Below are 18,880 nucleotides of genomic sequence, written 5' to 3' on the forward strand. Positions count from 1 at the left end.
AGTGGTGGGGGCGAAGCCCCCGAGAGCGTGAGAGTTTTCTCAATGATTTCCCATGAAAATCATATTATTCGGAAAAAATGGAGATATATCCTTTCTACAACTGCGATGAACGCCGCCGCCCCCGAAGGGACGCCCCCGCGGCGGTTTTGATGAATAATCTGTTGAAACCTCATTACCCCGCCGTGCCTCGGAGAGGCCCTGATGCGGGGGAGAATCATAAAAATGATTTTCATGATTTGGGAGTGAACTTAATGGTTCATGCCCGTTTCAACAGAGCCAAAACCCTGTAAAAAACGATCTGCCAGAACTATTTTGGTGGACTTTTTATTGGCTGTGGTCATGATGTTAAGGGGTGGTTAAAAACCCGTTATGCAGGGGGGACTTTTTTACTCTTCCTTACCTGTAACACTTTCATGCCCCAACCCTCATTCCTATAAACTCCTGTGCCGATTCGTACAGCATACAAATGAAAAATATCATCATCAAAGGTGCCCGCCAGCACAACCTGAAAAATGTGAACGTGGAGATTCCCCGCGATAAACTTGTGGTTATTACAGGTGTTTCCGGTTCCGGGAAATCCACGCTTGCATTCGATACCCTCTACGCGGAGGGACAACGGCGCTATGTTGAGTCGCTCTCCACGTACGCCCGCCAGTTTCTCGGTATGATGCACAAGCCGGATGTGGACAGCATCGAAGGTCTGTCACCCGCGATCTCGATCGAACAGAAGACGACAAGCAAAAATCCCCGCAGCACAGTCGGGACAACTACCGAGATCTATGATTATCTCCGCCTGCTGTTTGCCCGCATCGGAACTCCCTATTGTCCCGAGCATAATATCCCGATTGCCTCGCAGACCCCCGACCGGATTGCTGACCAGATCGCAGCCGAACACCCGGGCATGGTGACCATCCTGTCTCCCGTTGTCCGGCAGAAGAAGGGCACTTACCAGCAGCTCTTGAAAGACCTGAACAAGGAGGGTTACGCGCGGGTGCGGGTAAACGGGACGATCATCCGTACCGATGAGGAGATTACCCTCGACCGGTACAAGAAGCAGGATATCGAGATCGTCATCGACCGGCTCGCATCATCCGATCGCTCCCGGCTGACCGAAGCGGTTGAGAATGCCCTCAAAAAATCCGAAGGTCTGGTGCTGGTCACCGGTGAGGATGAAAAGGAGTCCACCTATTCATCGCTCATGGCCTGCCCGGTCTGCGGGCTTGCCTTTGAAGAGCTCCAGCCCCGCATGTTCTCGTTCAACAGCCCGTTCGGGGCCTGCGAGGACTGCCATGGCCTCGGCGTGAAGATGGAGTTCGATCCTGACCTGATCATCCCCGACAAGTCCCGCTGCATTGCGGATGGTGCCGTTGCCCCCTACCGGAACCCGATGGACGGGTTCCGGGGGCAGTACCTTGCCACCGTGGCAAAACACTTTGGTTTCGATGTAATGACCCCGATGAAGGATCTCACCGAGAAGCAGTACAATGCCCTGATGTTTGGCTCTACCGAGCGGATGCATTTCTCGATGAGCATGAAGAGCGGGGATGCCCAGTGGTCCCATAACGGGGAGTGGGAAGGACTCCTTCCCCAGACGGCCCGATTGTACTCCCAGACCCAGTCCGAGTGGCGGAAACGGGAACTGGAAAACTATATGCGGATCTTTGACTGCCCTGCCTGTAAGGGCCGTCGCCTCAAGGACAAAGTACTTGCGGTCCGGATAAACGGGAAATCGATCATCGATGTGACGGATCTTTCCATCAACAGCAGCATTGCGTTCTTCAACGAGCTGAAATTTACCGATAAACAAGTCGAGATCGCCCGCCAGATCATCAAGGAGATCCGTTCCCGCATTGAATTCCTGGAAAAGGTAGGACTGGGGTATCTCACGCTCTCGCGCAATGCCGGTACCCTTTCCGGCGGGGAAGCCCAGCGTATACGGCTTGCCACCCAGATCGGCTCGAACCTGATGGGGGTGCTGTACGTGCTCGATGAACCTTCCATCGGGTTGCACCAGCGGGATAACCGGAAACTGATCGAGACGCTGCGGACTCTCCGCGATCTCGGTAACACCCTGATCGTCGTTGAGCATGATGAGGATATGATCCGCTCTGCCGATCACTTAATCGACATGGGGCCCGGGGCCGGTCTTCACGGGGGGGCAATCGTTGCGGAAGGAACACCCCTCCAGATCCAGAAGAACAAAAAATCCCTGACCGGCCAGTACATGGCCGGTACAAAAAAGATCGATATACCGGTAAAACGCCGCACATCCCAGAAATTCATCACGGTAAAAGGCTGCCGGGAGAACAATTTGAAGAAGATCGACGCGAAGTTCCCGATCGGTCTTCTCACCGTCATCACCGGGGTCTCGGGCAGCGGGAAATCCACGCTCGTATACGAGACGCTCTACAAGGGCATGATGCAGATCCTCAACCAGTCCCGGGATCAGCCGGGTGCCCACGACCGGATCCTCTTCGATGCCGAGATCGACAAGGTGATCGTGATCGACCAGTCCCCTATTGGGAAAACCCCCCGGTCCAACCCGGCTACCTACACCAAGGTCTTTGACGAGATCCGGACGGTTTTTGCCGAGACAAAAGAGGCAAAGATGCGGGGATACAAACCCGGCAGGTTCTCGTTCAATATCCGTGGCGGGCGGTGCGAGGCCTGCGAGGGTGACGGGCTGATCCGGATCGAGATGAATTTCCTGCCCGATGTCTATATCGAGTGCGAGGAGTGTAAAGGCAAGCGGTATAACCGCGAGACCCTTGAGGTGAAGTACAAGGGCAAATCGATTGCTGACGTGCTGGATATGAGCGTGGAAGAAGCCCTCACCCTGTTTACCAATATTCCGTCGATCCGGACCAAGCTCGAGACACTCTCCCGCGTAGGACTCGATTACATCAAGCTCGGGCAGAGTTCCACGACCCTTTCCGGCGGGGAGGCCCAGCGGATCAAGCTCACCCGCGAGCTTGCAAAGAGGGCAACCGGAAAGACGCTCTACCTGCTCGATGAACCCACCACCGGGCTCCATTTTGATGATACGAAAAAACTGATCAAGGTGCTTGACGATCTGGTGGAGAAGGGCAACACGGTCGTGGTGATAGAGCACAACCTCGATGTGATCAAGTCCGCCGATCATATCATTGATATCGGCCCCGAAGGCGGCGATGGTGGCGGAAAGATCATCGCAACGGGAACACCGGAGCAGGTCGTAAAAGTGAAGGGGAGTTATACAGGGGAGTTCTTAAAACCCATACTCATGTCCGTATGATCGATCTCACCCGTCTGCCCCACGCCCCCGGCTGCTATCTCTTTTCCGATCAAGCCGGCACCATCATCTACGTGGGCAAGGCAAAAGACCTCAAAAAGCGGGTGACGAGTTACTTCCAGAAGACCGATCACGATGCCAAGACGGAGAAACTGGTTGAACGGATCGTATCGCTCGATTTTGTGGTGACTACCACGGAAACGGAAGCATTTCTGTTGGAAAATAACCTGATAAAAAAACACCAGCCGAAATACAATATTGACTTAAAGGATGCAAAGCGGTTTGCCTACATCGAGATCAGCAATGATCCATTCCCGCGAATCGGGATTGCCCGGCAGAGGATCAAAAGTGCCGTTTATTACGGGCCATTTGTTTCGGCTGCCGAACGCGATGCGGTGCTCCGTGCAATAAAACGCACGTTTACTCTTCGTTCGTGCCGGAAACTTCCCAAACGTGCATGCCTCCGGTATCACATGCATTCGTGCAGTGCGCCCTGCATCGGTGCGATCAGCCCGGAAGAGTACCGTGTACAGGTTGACCGGGCTGCCGCCCTGCTCAAAGGAAAGGGGGGGGAACTGGTAAAACAGCTCCGCGAAGAGATGGCAGCGTACTCAACGGCACAGGAATACGAAAAGGCCCTGTCTCTCCGCAACCAGATCGATGCCATCGAGCGTCTCTCGGAACGACAGTCTGTCGAACGGCCAAAAGAGAGCGACCAGGACGTGATCGCGTATACCGTTGCTGACGGGATTGTCTCTTTAATGGTCTTTGCGGTCCGGAAAGGCTCGCTTACCCAGAAGCAGGAGTACTCCTTTAAAGCGGTAGAAGATTTTTTCGAGGAATTCCTGGTCCAGTATTATGCGGATCATCCGCCTCCCACTGAGTTGATCGTTCCCCAGACTGTCGATGCAGCACTCAGTGAATATCTTACCGAACGCAGGGGCAGGTGTGTACAGGTCACCGTGCCGAAGATTGGCGAGAAGAAAAATCTTCTCGATCTGGTATATACTAACATCGAGCTCAGTTTCCGGCGGGGCGCCCTGAAGACAGGCGACCTCCAGGCCGCTCTTGATCTTCCCGATACACCTCACGTGATCGAATGTTTCGACATCTCGCATCTCTCCGGCACCTCTATGGTAGGTTCGATGGTCCAGTTCCGGGATGGGTCACCGGACAAGAAAAATTACCGCAGGTTCAAAATCAGGACTGTTGAAGGGATCGATGATTTTGCATCCATCGCAGAAGTTGTGAAGAGGCGCTACCAGAGACTCTCCGGGGAAGGGGCAGATATGCCCGATCTCATCGTAATCGATGGGGGCAAGGGACAACTGTCGGCAGCTCTGGAAATCCTGAGTGGTCTCAATGTGGAGATTCCGGTCATTGCACTTGCCAAGCGGGATGAGGAAGTGTACCTGCCCGGAGAGATGCTTCCCCGTAATCTCGATCCCAAAGGAATGGCACTGCGGTACCTGCAGGAGATCCGCGATGAGGCGCACCGGTTTGCCGTGGCCTATCACCGGCTGCTGCGGGGTAAAAAGATGAAGGGAGAAAAATAACAACCTTTCTCCTCCTGCTGATATGACCCCTCTCCCTTACCCTTAAAACTGTTTTTCCGGTTTGGGCTGTTTATTATCGACACACCTTTATAATCGGACACGCACGATTAACTCACTGGAGCAGACATCGTGAGTTCGGGTGATGGGGATCTTAAAAAACCTGTAAAAGTCTTAATTGTCGAGGACAGCCGCACCCAGGCAGAGATACTCAGGCACACTCTTGAAAAACACGGTTATGTCCCCTCTCTTGCGGAAAACGGGAAGGAAGCCCTGGAGATGATCGGCAACGTAAATCCTGATGTGATTATCAGTGATGTGATCATGCCGGTAATGGACGGTTATGAATTTTGCCGTACGATTAAAAATGATACGCGGTATCAGCATATCCCGGTTATTCTCTTAACCATGCTGACGGACAGCAGGGATATCATGTATGCAATGATATCGGGTGCTGACAATTTTATCACAAAACCCTACCAGGCCGAATACATTGTTTCACGGCTTAAAAAGATCCTCTCACAAAAAGAAGCCCCGCTCCCACCAGATTCTCTGGAATCCCCGATTGAGGTGATGTTATCCGGCAAAAAATTTGCCATCTCCCACAACCGTCACCAGATCATTGATTTTCTGACATCTGCGTATGAGGCGGCGGTCATCCAGCACAAAGAGATGCTCAACGCCCAGCACAGTCTTGCCGAGGCAAATAATGAAGTGAACCTGTATCTCGATATTATTACCCATGATATCAATAACGTAAATACGGGTGCTCTTGCCCTCACGGAACTGCTTTTAATGAGAGCTGCCGGGGAATCCGAAAAAGCACTTGCCTCACGGCTTGCCACCTCAGTCAACCAGAGTATTGAGATCATTGGCAACGTTTCCACAATCCGAAGACTGCATGAACGCAGGGAAGCGCTGAAATCTATCCCGCTTGATGATGTCATCCAAAATGAGATCCGTCGTTTCTCCAATGCAAAAATCAATTTTTCCGGAACCAATGCCCGCGTCTATGCAGATTCCCTGCTGGAACAGGTTTTTATGAACCTGATCGGTAACAGTATAAAATTTTCCGGCATAAAAGTGGTCATTGATATATCGGTACTGGACAGGGGGGAGATAATCGAGGTTGTCGTTTCCGACAATGGTCCCGGAATTTCTGATGAGGTAAAACCCCTTATCTTTGATCGCTTCAAGAGGGGTAAAACCTCCAAGAGCGGCAAAGGGCTCGGACTCTTCATTGCCCGTGCGCTTGTCGACAGTTATGAGGGTAAAATATGGGCTACGGATAACCTGCAGGGGAAACAGGAATCAGGAACCGCGATCCATTTTACCCTGAAAAAATCTCTTTGATCCGGGTTTGTTGATATCCATGATCCTGAAAAGAGCAGGAAAGACCATTCGAGTCCCGGTTTAATAAAATTGCATTGAAACCAGGATTTCTTATAAACCCATTTATAGCAATTACCGGCAAAATCCCTTTTTTGTATTCAGTCAATGTGGACGATGCCAAAAACCCCGGGAAAAATTTTCTATAAATAGTAAGAAGGTAAACACCCTCAGTACTATTGTGAGTACAATCCCTCGTGGGATTCTCACTTAAAAGAAAAGAGGGGATCCAGTACCTTGATGCAGATTTTTAAGACCCGGAAGGAATCCGAACCCGCTGTTACCGATAAGACCGAGGTGATTGAGGCGGGCTGCTGGATACAATTGTTCAACCCTACTGAAGAGGAACTGTTTGCTGTTACCCAGAAATGCACCATTCCTCCGGATTTTCTCAAGGCTGCACTGGATGACGAAGAACGCCCCCGCATTGACTATGAGGAAGGAGTAGCACTCGTTGTTATGGATATTCCGGTCACCAATGTGAACGCGGAGATCAATAACTTAACCACTCATCCGCTGGGGGTGATCATGACCAATGATCATATCATCACGGTGTGCAGCCGGCAAACCCAGCTTCTCGATGACTTTGTCTCTGGTAAAGTGCGTCACTTCAATACGATTAAAAAAACCCGGTTCCTGTTCCAGATCTTTTACCGGAATGCATCCAATTATCTCCACCACCTCCGCCAGATCGAGAAATCGATATCACGCATCGAAGTCGAACTCCACCGCTCCATGAAGAACGAGGACCTTTTCCAGATGATGGAAATCGAAAAGAGTCTCGTTTACTTCTCAACATCCTTAAAAAGCAACGAGGCGGTTCTCGAACGGATTCTCCGGACAAAACCATTAAAGATGTATGAAGAGGATGCCGAACTCCTCGAAGACGTCATCATAGAGAACAAGCAGGCAATGGAGATGTCCCAGATCTATTCCCACATCTTAAACAGTATGACGGAGACTTTTGCTACCATCATCTCCAATAATCTCAACATCGTCATGAAATTCCTCGCCTCGGTGACGATCATCCTTGCCGTGCCGACCATGATTGCCAGTTTTTATGGGATGAACGTGCAGGATATTCCGCTATCACAAACACCATTAGCCTTTGAGATCATTTTCGGTATATCATTCATGATCTCGCTCTGCCTCGGTGTATGGATGTGGACAAAGAAGATGTTCTGATCTTTTTTGTTCTTTTTTTATTCCTGATTTTTGCCTGAAAAATGAATTGTGCAGATCTTTTTTCTGCAACAATAATGGTTATCCCTTTTCCTGACACTATTCTTTAGCAACAAAGGAATCGCTTATGGAAAAAGCAGACACATCAGAACCTTCTGCACAGGGCGGAAAAGCTCTTGCCGACCAGCATATTGTTGAGAATATTTTTGAACGGTCTCTCTGGAGTGTACGGTTTATCGTACTTCTCGGCGTAATCTTTGGTGCGCTCTCCGCAATTGTCCTGTTCCTCGCCGGCTCAACTGAGATATATCATATTCTTGTGGGATATATTCAGGTGGGAGCACACCCGCTCACCCACGAACAGATCCTGATTGGTATCATCGGGGCCGTGGACTTTTACCTGATAGGTCTTGTCCTCATCATCTTCAGTTTCGGTATCTACGAACTTTTCATCTCCGATATCGATATCGCGCGGATTGAGGGAGGATTCGGGAGCATTCTGGATATCGAAAACCTTGACGATCTCAAGAACAAGATCATCAAAGTCATCATCATGGTGCTGATAGTGACATTTTTCCAGCGGATTCTTTCCATGGAGTTTACCACATCGATCGATATGCTAGCTATGGCCGTGTCGATCTGTCTGATCTGCGTTGGGGTATATTTCCTCGGCAGGCACGGCCACTGATTTTTCTGGAATCTTTTTTTTAAAAGATCCCCTTATATTCTAAAAGCGGGTATTTCCGTATATGGATATCGAACTGCGGGATCGTTTCATTACCCTGTGGCAGACCTATTTTCCCGGCACCGAACTTCCGATCACGTTCGGGTTCAGAAAAGACGCCGGGACCGTGCAGAACGTTCCGGCACCTGACGGGTGGCGATGCATCATCTGCCAGATTGGCCGGGTCCGGAACGGGACTTCTCTTGCGCTGGATGCGCAGTCTGTAACCTGTCGCGGGGGTCTGTTTTATTCCGGTTATTCAACGGAACGACCGCCGGATTTCCGCTATTTCCTGTCAAAGGGCAAACCCGGCGGTGTAGAGGGAGAGCGCTACAAACAGACGCCGGAACTGGTCGATGAATGGCAGAAGAACACAGAATTCCTTCCTTCCGCGGGAAAGAAGATCGTTTTCATCCGCTGGGATAACCTGATTGCCAGTGACACTCCTGAAGTGGTGATCTTCTTTGCCCGTCCCGAGGTGCTTTCCGGGCTTTTTACGCTGGCAAATTTCGACCAGTCCGATCCTTATGGTGTGATCTGCCCGATGGGGGCAGGGTGCAGTTCCATCATCCATTACCCGTGGCTGGAGCAGCAGAAGGAAAACCCCAAAGCGGTACTGGGCATGTTCGATCCATCCGCCCGCCCCTGCGTTCCGTCCGATATGCTTACCCTGGCATTTCCGATGAAGAAATTTTCCCGGGTGGTAGGATTTATGGAGGAGAGTTTCCTGATTACGAAAACATGGGGTACGGTAAAAAAGAAGATCGAACTGAGTGCCTCACTCTACCAGAAGATCTAAACGCTTTATTCCCAGCATTTCAGGCTGGCACAATACCCCCTCCCGCTTTTTTCAAAGTACTGCTGGTGATATTCCTCCGCTTTCCAGAATTTCTGTGCAGGAACAATCTCGGTTGCGATAGTTTTTCTCTGGTATGGTGCGGATGCTGCAAGCCGGGCTTTTGATGCCTCTGCCAGTTCCTGCTGTTTAAGCGAATGGTAAAAGATGGCGGACCGGTAACTGGTGCCGACATCCGGCCCCTGGCGGTTCACCTGCGTTGGGTCGTGGATGCTCCAGAACACATCCAGCAGTTTTTCATAGCTTATAACTGCAGGATCAAAGATGATGCCGACGGCTTCGGCATGCCCGGTCCGTCCCGAGCAAACTTTCTGGTAAGTAGGATCGGCAGTGGTCCCTCCCGTATACCCGACCGCTGTATCCGTTACTCCTTTAACCCGCCGGAATGCCGCTTCAACACCCCAGAAACAACCGGCAGCAAAAGTAGCCCTTTCCTGTTGTGTCTCTTCATCCATACAATGGAGTAATCCGTGCCGGATAAAGGACGTTGCGGTGCGGGCAGCTCTATACAGCCCTTTTAACAAAACCCGGGTGAGATCGAACCGGGGGTAAAACAGACAGAATCCTGACGATTCTTCTTTATAGTTCACAGAAATGATGGTTCGCAGGATTTGTGTAACAATATGCAGAGATGATCGTTACCGGTCCATGAGATTTCCTGTAAAAAGGAATTACCCGTATTATTCTGCCGGGTAGCCGGCCGAGACCCATGACTCGTAGTTTCCTTTCAGCCGGTATACCGGAGAAAACCCGGCATTTACCAGCTTCGTGGCACCGGCTATACTGGTGTTATCAGAGTGGCAGTAGACAAGGTATGGTTTTGATCTGTCGAGGGTCGGGATCTTTTCATCCAGAGTGTCGAGCGGAATACTGATCGCCATTGGCAGGTGGCCTTCTGCATAATCCGGGGAGAGATCGATGATGACCATTTTTCCCTGGCTAGCGTGCTTCAATGACCGTGCCTCCTGTGCCGTGACATCGCTGTACCCTGAAGAGGTCTTCGTACCGGACTGCGCAGGCTGCACACACCCGGTACAGATGACCGCGAGAATCATGAGGAGTATCAAAGTTCTGAATTTTGGCGGGAAGATCATCGTTACCAGATAAATGATCTATACAGGAAAGTGATTAATATGTTGTGATGCGGGATTGAGAGTATCTTCTTGCAATGATAGCATGTTTTACGTATGCCCCCACCGCATCCGCGGTACTGATTTTCACTGATGTTATCGTGTTCATTTATGTTGATCTTTTCCCCTGTGGTAATGGGGGATCTTTGCCAAATTCCCTCCTGACTTTTCATGACAGGTGTTTTTCCATCCGTCATGCCTTCTTTTTTCCGAGAGCAGAACGGAGATAGGAAAAATCTTCCTCGTCCGCAATTATCTTGTAAAGCATCGTGCCGTAGCAGGGTTTTGTAAACGGCATCAGGATTATGCAGGATTCCGGAACAAGCCCGATAAGCATGGGGGATTTGAGCTGAATGGCGATTCCCCGGAATTCAAAACCGGGGGGCATCAGGTAATACTCATCGCAGTGTTTCCGGATATAATTGTTCACTTTTCGCCCGGTAACCTCTTTCAGTACGGTTTCTAAGTCCAGGTACCTGATACAGCGGGCCGGTTGATCCATACCAGATGTGATAGAACTTCCATGAAAAAAAGATTATGACTGATCATTTCCCGGTCATCCGGAAAAAAATGATCTTTTGAAATGCGTTTTATTCTTTTTTTTCTTTATCAGTGTTTTCAGCTGCCGAGCAGGCACGGGCCGTCCGGAAAATTCCAATCAAAATCGATGCAACGGCAAAGAGCGAGAGTGCGATGATGGCATAGATTATGTAATTAAAGTTCTGCTGGACGATGGGCATGCTGCCGAAAAAATACCCGGCAAGGGTAAAACCGAGTATCCAGAGGGCTGCGCCGATTACGTTGTAGGTTAAAAACCAGCGGTAGCTCATCTTTCCCACGCCGGCAAGGAACGGGGCGAAGGTCCGTATAAAGGGAATGAACCGGGCGATTACAATCGTAATGCCCCCATAGCGGGTAAAATATTCCTGGGTCTTTTCCAGGTGATCCCGGCGGACGAGTGAGTAGTTCTTCTCCAGCACTTTCATGCCCGCAGTTTTCCCGATCCAGTAATTGACGGTATCGCCGATCACCGCAGCGGCAAAGAGCGAGATAAGCAGGATCTCGATGTTGAGATACCCGCTCCCTGCCATTGCCCCGGCGACAAAGAGGAGCGAGTCCCCGGGAAGGTAGGGCATTACAACAAGACCCGTCTCACAGAAAATGATCACAAAAAGGATCAGATACGTCCACAGGCCGTAGGTATCGATGATGCCCGGGAGGTACTTATCGAAGTGGATGACAAGGTCAATGAGGGAAAAGAATGGATCCATTTCCGGTAGTATTGGTGGCGTAGTCACATAAACACAACTGCGTGCTTAGGGTATTCCTCCAAAGCATCATGAAAGAAAACGATGGGATTTCATCCCGTTGAATGCATCCGTTCGTCAAAAAAAGTGAGATTATCCGGGCAGGGATTTTTTGCCTGTATGGACTGCGTGGTATACAGTCCTTAACAGAAGCCCGATGACCAGTACGGATGCCGTTGCCACGACAATCGTTATCCACTGGTTGAGGGACAGGGGTACCGTGCCAAATACTGCACCGCCGTACTGGATGATCAGGATCTGGGCGAGGACGACTGCCCCCATCACGGCAAAAAATGTCGGGTTGCCTTTAAAAAACGATGGCATCTTCCCGTCAAGTGCCCGGCAGTTGATGCCATTCCAGACAGCAGCGATGATGAATGCCGCGAAAAAGACAGTATTAATCTCTGCCGGGGTCGTTCCTCCCAGGAATCCCGTCGCGATCTGGAGCATGCCCCCGAAGATAAAAAATGCCCCTGTGACAATGATAGATATCCACATGAACGGCGTGATGATCTTTGCGTCATGCGGTATCGGCCGGTGTTTCATGAGACCGGCATGGGGGGCTTCCGAGCAGAGGGCGAACGCGGCAAGGGTGTCCATGATGATATTGATCCAGAGGATCTGGATAATGGTAAACGGTTCAGGGTAGCCCATCACCGATGCGATGAATACAAGGATACAGGCGGAAAAGTTAATCGTGAGCTGGAAGAGTAAGAACCGCTGGATATTCTCGTAGAGCGAGCGTCCCCACAGGACTGCATTGGTGATCGAGCCGAACGAATCGTCGAGCAGGATGATGTCGCTCGCCTCCCGTGCAACTTCGGTTCCGGCTATCCCCATGGCAAGGCCAACATCGGCATGCTTGAGAGCGGGAGCATCATTGGTCCCGTCACCGGTTACCGCTACAACTGCCCCGGTCTTCTGGAGTGCGTTGACGAGCAGCAGTTTGTCCATCGGTTCTGCCCGTGCCATAATGTCGAGTCCCTGTGCAGCCGTGACCTGCTGGTCTTCGGTGAGTGAGCGGAACTCTGATCCGGTAACGACCGTACCCTGTTGCAGGATTCCTGCATCACGGGCAATGGCCCGTGCGGTTTCCGGGTTGTCCCCGGTTACCATGCGGATCTTTATTCCTGCACTCTGGCAACGGGCAACGGATGCGGCGATATCATCCCGGAGTGGATCGCGTATGCCGACATACCCGTCCCAGATCAGTCCGGTCTCCGTTTCGTCGCCGTTGATGATCTCTTTGTGTGCAAAGGCAAGGGTCCGCATGGCCCGCGATGCGAGTTCGCTCACGCCGGAGAGGTCGGGTGTAGCCTTACAGAGCCCGCTGATGATCTCCGGTGCACCTTTGACGAGCAGGTACGGTGTTCCTTTCATGTGGACAACGGTGGACATCCGCTTGCGGTTCCCGTCAAAGAGATACTGCTTCGCAACAGTAGTCTCGGCACGCAGCTGCTGGTAGTCCAGTGTATGTTCCCGCAGCCAGCGGTTCAGGGCACCTTCGGTTGAATTGCCGATCACGATCACCCTGCCCTCGCGCTCTTCGAGATGTGCGGTGCCGTTCACTGCCGCGTTTAAGGTGATCCATTCCACAGGTGAACCCGGGAGATCCCCCGGGTGGACGGGGTTTCCAACCGAGGATGCCACCACTTCCATCTGGTTTTTGGTAAGCGTGCCCGTCTTGTCGGTGCAGACCGTTGTGGCTGAGCCGATGGTTTCACAGGCAATCAGGCGCCGGACAAGGCAGTTGGCCCGGGTCATCTTGCGCATTGCAAGCGAGAGAGAGAGGGCAACGCTCATCGGGAGACCTTCCGGGACCGCAGCAACGACAATGACCACGGCGAGCATGATGTAGTGCAGGAGATGGTTGGCAGTATCGATGGTAAACCCGGTGATTTCCCCGAACATGAGACCCCGGATAAACAGGGTGCCGAAGATGAGTATTGCCATTGCGTAACCGAACTTGCTGATGATCCCTGCGAGATCTTCGAGCTTGTGCTCGAGAGGTGTCTGGGTGGCGTGATCAATGCCGAGGGATGCAGCGATAAGTCCCATCTGGGCCGAGTCGCCTACTGCGGCTGCGATCATGCGTCCTTTTCCTGCGGTTACAAACGCACCTTTTAAGACCCGGGCCTGTATCTCTTTCTGGACCGGTTCGCTCTCCCCGGTGAATGCGGATTCATCGCTGAACAGGGCATCAGAGACCGAAAGATAACCGTCTGCCGGGACGGCATCGCCGGCTTCGAGTATGATGAGATCGCCGACTACGATATCGCGGGCAGGAACCGAGGTGGGGTGTCCGTCCCGTATTGCCTTGACCCCCATGTCATCCCGGTGGGCATTAAGAATATCGAACTCTTTGCTGCTCCGGTATTCATTGAAAAACGCAATACCGGTTGCGAGCAGGATCGCAATGATGATCCCGATTGTATCTAAAAAACCGCTTCCCTGCATAAGAGAGACAATCAGAGAGATCGTAACTGCGAGGAGCAGGATCTTGATGATCGGATCGTCAAAATTCTGTAAGTATTGTTTCCAGAGAGGCTCCCGGACCGGGGGCGTCATCGCATTGGCGCCGTATTTCTTCCGGAATTCTTCTACCCGGGAGGACTCAAGTCCTGAATCCCCTGCCAGCTTGATAATCTCGTCAAATGTCAGCATTGTTGATGTCCTTTCTGATGATGGGTTGAATAAATAAATGCAGTATATTGTAGTCTCTTCCAGACTATAATCCCGTTTATGCAAGTACTCTTCTGGCTACTGAATTCTCACTGGTGCTATCCTAAAAAAAATTCTTTCCAGTTCATTGATTACTGGTAATTTAAAAAAAAAAAAAGATCAGATGGTGGTATCGATGATCGTTTTTTGTGAGCCGTCAGAGAAGTAACCGGTCACATACACCCGGTCTTTCCCGTCAAAGGATCCGGTTATCTGGTATGAACTCCCGTACTGAATGGGTGTAGTTGCCAGCCGTGAACCCATGGACTTGGTTGTCACCTTCCCATTGCTGTCAGTTATGGAGATCTCCAGTTCCACGAGTTTGTCTGTCTGGGGACTTCCCGGGTACGTGATGAGGATATGTGTGGAATCGGGCTGTGTAACGGTTACTACTGGTGTTGGCTGGGAACCCGCAGGCAGCTGCGTGCATCCGCAGGATACGAGCAGTAGCGATAGTACGGCAAAAAAACAGAGAACCTGCATTCCTTTTCTGTGAGTGAATAATCCGTCCTTCATAAGGAATCATTCAGTTCTGGTTTTTATTAAGATTGCTTATGATGATAAATATTGGAAAGAGTGTCTGGTGAACGGTCAAAACACTTTCCTGTGATAATCCTGTTAATTTGTGTATGGGGAGTATGGCCTTTTTCTGTGCCGGGAAATTTGCGCAGTTGTATTTCTTTTCGTTAGTCATATGAACAGGTTTACCGGAAAAAACTTATAAGTGTATAAGCAAACACTTATACAGAATCCATGGACCCGTGCAACAAGTGTAAAGAATGTACCAAGCTCTGCGAGATCGTCCCCGTTATGGCCGGGACGTTCAAGGCGCTTGGCGATCTCACCCGCCTCCAGATCATCTACCTGCTCGCAACCGACACGAGCGGGACGCTCGGTGTGGGGGAACTCGCAACCCGGCTCGGCATTTCGCAACCGGCGGTCTCCCAGCACTTAAAGACGCTGAAAGGCGAGGGGCTTGTCGATTCGCGGCGGGAGGGATTCTATGTCTACTACACGATCAACCGCGATCGCATTGTGCAGTTCCGGGAACACTTCGAGCTGATGTACGCAAGTGTCATGGAAAACTGCAGCCGGGAACTGGTCCGGAAAACGACCCGCAACCGGGTCTTAAAGGCATGCGTGATCTTCTACTCACTTACCGGTGTTACGCGGGGGATAGCAGAAGGAATCCGGCATTCCAGCGGGTGCGAACTTATCGAAGTAAAGACCCGGACCGAGTATTCGACTTTCACCGCGTACACGACCGGTGTCCTGCGATCCCGCAAGGGAGCCTGCGATGCGATTGTTCCCGATGAGATCGATGTCTCGCCGTACGACCTGCTCATCATCGGCACACCTGTATGGGCATGGAAGCCGGCACCTGCCATCAATGCCGCAGTCCGGGCGCTCCGTGGCTGTGAAGGAAAAATGGCCGTCGTCTTCGTGACCTGTCATGACCAGCCGGGCGAAGCCCTCCCGCTCCTGAACAGGGCACTGGCAGAACGGGGTGTTGAAGTCATGGCAGAGATCTGCCTCACCAAAGAGGACACGAAAAACCCGACTGTGGGAAATGAACTTCTCGGCCGGATTGCTGCAGCATTGCCGGTCCTGCCTGCTGCGGAACAAAAAACGAATCCCGGTCAAAAACCAGAAGGTATGAAACCATGAAGACCTGCATCATTTACAATTCCTGGTCCGGGAACACCCACAGCGTGGCAGAGCGCGTTCAGGCTGCCTGCGGGGACGGTACCGGCACCCGGATCTGAAGGTTGAGGACATGAAAGCCCAGCGGGGATGTCGTAACGGTGGGACAGGGTAATTAAAAAGAGGTGAAAAAAATGGAATCGAATGGGACAGAACACAAGGATTCGTTGCCGATAAAATCTCTCGTGGTCGTGTTTTCGTATCATCACAAAAATACTGAGAAGATCGCTCACGTCATTGCAAACGTGCTTGATGCACCGGTAAAAACGCCACAGCAGGTCAGGCCCGAAGAGATCGCGGAATATGATCTGGTTGGCTTTGGCTCCGGGATCTATAGCGCGACATTCGACACATCCCTCCTCAGCCTTGCCGACCGGCTGCCGCAGGTGAACAACAAAAAAGTATTCCTCTTCTCGACCTATGGAGCTCCGGCTTTCATTGCCAACAAGGAATTCGTGGAGAAAAATCACGAGCAGTTCCGGGAAAAATTAAAAGCGAAAGGGTACACGGTCATCGGGGAATTCGGGTGTGCGGGGTGGAACACGAACAGTTTCTTAAAATATTTCGGGGGTCTTAACAAGGGGAAGCCTGATGCCGAAGACTTCAGGAATGCGGAAGCATTTGCCCGGAACCTGATGTTGCTCACCGGTATCGGGAAAACAGACACAACAAGGAAATTACCATGACAGAAACTGAAACAAACAAAACCGAATCATCACGCCAGCAAATCCGGAAATGGCTCCTCATCCTCTCTTTCATCCTCCTTCCTGTCACGCTCGTCTACATCTCCCCCATCATCATCCTTATGGGAGCAGCCGAAGGTATTGCCACCGGCAGCATGATCCTCTTTATTGCAATTTTCATCCTTTCGCTCTTTGTCGCCCGGCTCTGGTGCGGCTGGCTATGCCCTATGGGAGCATGGCAGGAGATCTGTTCACCGGTCATGAAGCATACCGTGCAGGACGGCTGGCGCAACCGGGTCAAGTATGGCGTCACAGTGCTCTGGCTTGCCATGCTTGCGTACCTCTTCATCAGCGCCGGGGGAATCCGTGCAATTGATCCCTTCTACAGCACGGACCACGGCCTGTCGATCACGTCCCTTGAACCCCTTATAGTCGTGATCATCATCTTTTCGATTATATTCGCCGTAGTGTATCTCGCCGGCCGGCGCGGGTTTTGCTATATCCTCTGCCCTGTCGCGGCCCTGATGATAGTCGGCCGGAAGATCCGGAACCTCATCGGCTGGCCTGCCCTGCAGCTGGGTGCCGATGCCTCCCGCTGTATCGACTGCAACAAGTGTTCAAAGGAATGCCCGATGGGCCTCGATGTGAATAGCATGGTCCGGAAGGGTGAGATGGAGAATCCCGACTGCATCCTTTGCGCAAACTGTGCCGATACGTGCCCGAAGGGTGCGATCACGTATGCATGGAAAAGGAAATGACCATGGAGCAAATGAAAAAAATTCTTGTTATCATGGGGAGCCCACGGAAAGGAAATACGTTCCGGGCATGCGAAGAGCTCCGCGGGATCCTGGAACAGGATCTCCCGGTGGAATTTGAGTACCTTTGGCTGAAAGACGCCAACCTGCTGCCCTGCAAAGGATGCCTTGCCTGTTTCTTCCATGGTGAAGAAAAATGTCCCAATCACGATGACGCCCTCCTGATCGAGCAGAAGATACGAGAGGCCGATGGCGTGATCTTTGCGTCCCCCGTCTATGGTATGAGCGTCACTGGCCAGATGAAGATATTCATCGACCGATTCTGCTACAACTTCCACCGGCCGCAGTTCTTTGACAAGAAAGCCCTCCTGCTGACAACAACCGGTGCACTCGGTCATAAAGATGTTCTGAATTACTTAGATACGGTTGCCCGGGTATGGGGATTCGAAATAGCGGGAAAGATCGGGCTGGTAACCCCTATTCCCCTACCGAGCCATCGGATCGAGGGGAACCGGAGGGCGATTGCGAAAGCCGCAGGGGAATTTACGATGGCACTCCGACGCCAGGTACGAAAGAGCCCGGGTCTTATGGACATACTAATTTTCCACGGTCAGCGGGCAGCATTCTCCCAGCTGGAGAGACTGTCACCTGCTGATTACCAGTACTGGAAAGAGAAGGGCTGGTTTGACAGGAGCGTGCAATTTTTCGTCGATGTTCCGGTTAATCCTGTGTATCATGCAATCGGGATGGTTGTTGAATGGATTGCAGCAAGGCAGATACGAAACGATCTGATACAGAATCCGGGAGAGATACCATGAAAACCATCATTTATTACTTCACCGGTACCGGCAACACGCTTGCCGTTGCCCGGCACCTTGCAACAGAACTCGGAGAAACGGAACTCATCCCCCTGTTGAAGTTGATGAAACAGCCGGAGGTTGTAGCAGATACCGATGCCGTGGGGATCGCGTTTCCGGTCTATTATCTTACTTTGCCCGGCCTTGTCAGGGAGTTTGTAAAAAAACTCCGGTTCACCGGCAGCCCGTACATCTTCGGCATCGCGACCTGCGGGGAACGGCCCGGCCATGCCCTCTTCAACCTGAAGTCCCTCCTCGAAGAGAAGGGAACAACGCTTTCAGCCGGGTTTGTCTTTGTCATGCCGGAGAACTATATCGGTCCCGTTGACCTGATGGGGGATGCGGATCACCGGCAGGAAAAATATGCCAGGGCAAAAAGCCGTATCCCGGTGATTGCAGCAGCGATCCGGGAACGGAAGACTTCCGTGCCGGAAGGATCCAACTCGATCATCCTGCACATCGGGGGATGCATCACGAGCACCCTTATGACTTCTGTCTATAACACACCGCGTCGTCTCCACGCAACGGCAGCGTGCAACCATTGCGGGACATGCGGGCGGATATGCCCCACGAATAATATCACGGTAATGGATGATGCCGTGAGCTGGGGGAAGAACTGCACCCAGTGCTATGCCTGTATCCACTGGTGCCCGCAGAAAGCAATCGAGATCGGCGGCAGGACTGCCGGGAAACCGCGCTACCACCACCCAGATGTTACCCTCAACGATATGATACTGCGGTAGATTGC

General features: G+C 51.7%; 18 protein-coding genes. 11 read left to right on the forward strand and 7 right to left on the reverse strand.

Translation table 11 applies throughout. From position 1 onward, the window contains the following. Positions 1–466 precede the first annotated feature (466 nt). The 6 genes from uvrA to WC593_05295 all read left to right on the forward strand — a co-directional run bounded on the left by uvrA (position 467) and on the right by WC593_05295 (position 8,918). Positions 467–3,274, forward strand: a complete 2,808-nt coding sequence (gene uvrA / locus WC593_05270; GenBank protein MFA4824552.1) for an excinuclease ABC subunit UvrA — start codon at positions 467–469, stop codon at positions 3,272–3,274. Next, entirely contained in the window at positions 3,271–4,827 is a 1,557-nt protein-coding gene (gene uvrC, locus WC593_05275; protein MFA4824553.1) for an excinuclease ABC subunit UvrC, read from the forward strand. Before uvrA ends, uvrC begins: the two co-directional genes overlap by 4 nt. Before the next feature lie 129 nt (positions 4,828–4,956). After that, positions 4,957–6,177: a hybrid sensor histidine kinase/response regulator gene (locus WC593_05280; GenBank protein MFA4824554.1), complete on the forward strand. Its 1,221-nt coding sequence runs from the start codon at positions 4,957–4,959 to the stop codon at positions 6,175–6,177. 276 nt (positions 6,178–6,453) lie between these two features. Next, the gene (locus WC593_05285) at positions 6,454–7,398 is read left to right on the forward strand and encodes a magnesium transporter CorA family protein (GenBank protein ID MFA4824555.1); all 945 of its coding nucleotides are present in this window, start codon (positions 6,454–6,456) and stop codon (positions 7,396–7,398) included. Positions 7,399–7,522: 124 nt separating this feature from the next. After that, positions 7,523–8,083: a YqhA family protein gene (locus WC593_05290; GenBank protein MFA4824556.1), complete on the forward strand. Its 561-nt coding sequence runs from the start codon at positions 7,523–7,525 to the stop codon at positions 8,081–8,083. A gap of 61 nt (positions 8,084–8,144) precedes the next feature. Further along, positions 8,145–8,918: a DUF169 domain-containing protein gene (locus WC593_05295; GenBank protein MFA4824557.1), complete on the forward strand. Its 774-nt coding sequence runs from the start codon at positions 8,145–8,147 to the stop codon at positions 8,916–8,918. A gap of 5 nt (positions 8,919–8,923) precedes the next feature. On the opposite strand, the gene msrA is transcribed toward WC593_05295, so the two are convergent. The 7 genes from msrA to WC593_05330 form a co-directional block, all read right to left on the reverse strand. Beyond that, positions 8,924–9,430 carry a peptide-methionine (S)-S-oxide reductase MsrA gene (gene msrA / locus WC593_05300; protein MFA4824558.1) on the reverse strand — a complete coding sequence of 169 codons (507 nt, stop codon included), beginning with the start codon at positions 9,428–9,430 and terminating at the stop codon, positions 8,924–8,926. A 225-nt stretch (positions 9,431–9,655) separates the two neighbouring features. Next, on the reverse strand, positions 9,656–10,042 hold the full coding sequence (locus tag WC593_05305; protein ID MFA4824559.1) for a rhodanese-like domain-containing protein: 387 nt from the start codon (positions 10,040–10,042) through the stop codon (positions 9,656–9,658). A gap of 256 nt (positions 10,043–10,298) precedes the next feature. After that, positions 10,299–10,607 (reverse strand): DUF1894 domain-containing protein, encoded by a 309-nt coding sequence (locus WC593_05310; protein ID MFA4824560.1) that lies wholly within the window; start codon positions 10,605–10,607, stop codon positions 10,299–10,301. 88 nt (positions 10,608–10,695) lie between these two features. Continuing rightward, positions 10,696–11,376 (reverse strand): DedA family protein, encoded by a 681-nt coding sequence (locus WC593_05315; GenBank protein ID MFA4824561.1) that lies wholly within the window; start codon positions 11,374–11,376, stop codon positions 10,696–10,698. 129 nt (positions 11,377–11,505) lie between these two features. Continuing rightward, positions 11,506–14,076 carry a calcium-translocating P-type ATPase, PMCA-type gene (locus WC593_05320; GenBank protein MFA4824562.1) on the reverse strand — a complete coding sequence of 857 codons (2,571 nt, stop codon included), beginning with the start codon at positions 14,074–14,076 and terminating at the stop codon, positions 11,506–11,508. Positions 14,077–14,253: 177 nt separating this feature from the next. Then, complete coding sequence (locus WC593_05325) at positions 14,254–14,649, reverse strand: hypothetical protein (protein MFA4824563.1); 396 nt, start codon at positions 14,647–14,649, stop codon at positions 14,254–14,256. 10 nt (positions 14,650–14,659) lie between these two features. Continuing rightward, the gene (locus tag WC593_05330; GenBank protein ID MFA4824564.1) at positions 14,660–14,827 is read right to left on the reverse strand and encodes a hypothetical protein; all 168 of its coding nucleotides are present in this window, start codon (positions 14,825–14,827) and stop codon (positions 14,660–14,662) included. A gap of 59 nt (positions 14,828–14,886) precedes the next feature. Between WC593_05330 and WC593_05335 the strand changes: the two genes are divergently transcribed. The 5 genes from WC593_05335 (at position 14,887) to WC593_05355 (ending at position 18,875) form a co-directional block, all read left to right on the forward strand. Beyond that, positions 14,887–15,801, forward strand: a complete 915-nt coding sequence (locus tag WC593_05335; protein MFA4824565.1) for a metalloregulator ArsR/SmtB family transcription factor — start codon at positions 14,887–14,889, stop codon at positions 15,799–15,801. 170 nt (positions 15,802–15,971) lie between these two features. Next, positions 15,972–16,523 (forward strand): flavodoxin family protein, encoded by a 552-nt coding sequence (locus WC593_05340; GenBank protein ID MFA4824566.1) that lies wholly within the window; start codon positions 15,972–15,974, stop codon positions 16,521–16,523. Beyond that, positions 16,520–17,278 carry a 4Fe-4S binding protein gene (locus WC593_05345; protein MFA4824567.1) on the forward strand — a complete coding sequence of 253 codons (759 nt, stop codon included), beginning with the start codon at positions 16,520–16,522 and terminating at the stop codon, positions 17,276–17,278. The genes WC593_05340 and WC593_05345 overlap by 4 nt, the downstream gene beginning before the upstream one ends. A gap of 2 nt (positions 17,279–17,280) precedes the next feature. Continuing rightward, positions 17,281–18,093, forward strand: a complete 813-nt coding sequence (locus tag WC593_05350; GenBank protein ID MFA4824568.1) for a flavodoxin family protein — start codon at positions 17,281–17,283, stop codon at positions 18,091–18,093. Further along, a complete protein-coding gene (locus WC593_05355) occupies positions 18,090–18,875 on the forward strand; it encodes an EFR1 family ferrodoxin (GenBank protein MFA4824569.1) in 786 nt (261 codons plus the stop codon). The genes WC593_05350 and WC593_05355 overlap by 4 nt, the downstream gene beginning before the upstream one ends. The last annotated feature ends 5 nt before the right edge of the window (positions 18,876–18,880 follow it).

The organism is Methanoregula sp. (assembly GCA_041645435.1).
GTDB lineage: Archaea > Halobacteriota > Methanomicrobia > Methanomicrobiales > Methanospirillaceae > Methanoregula.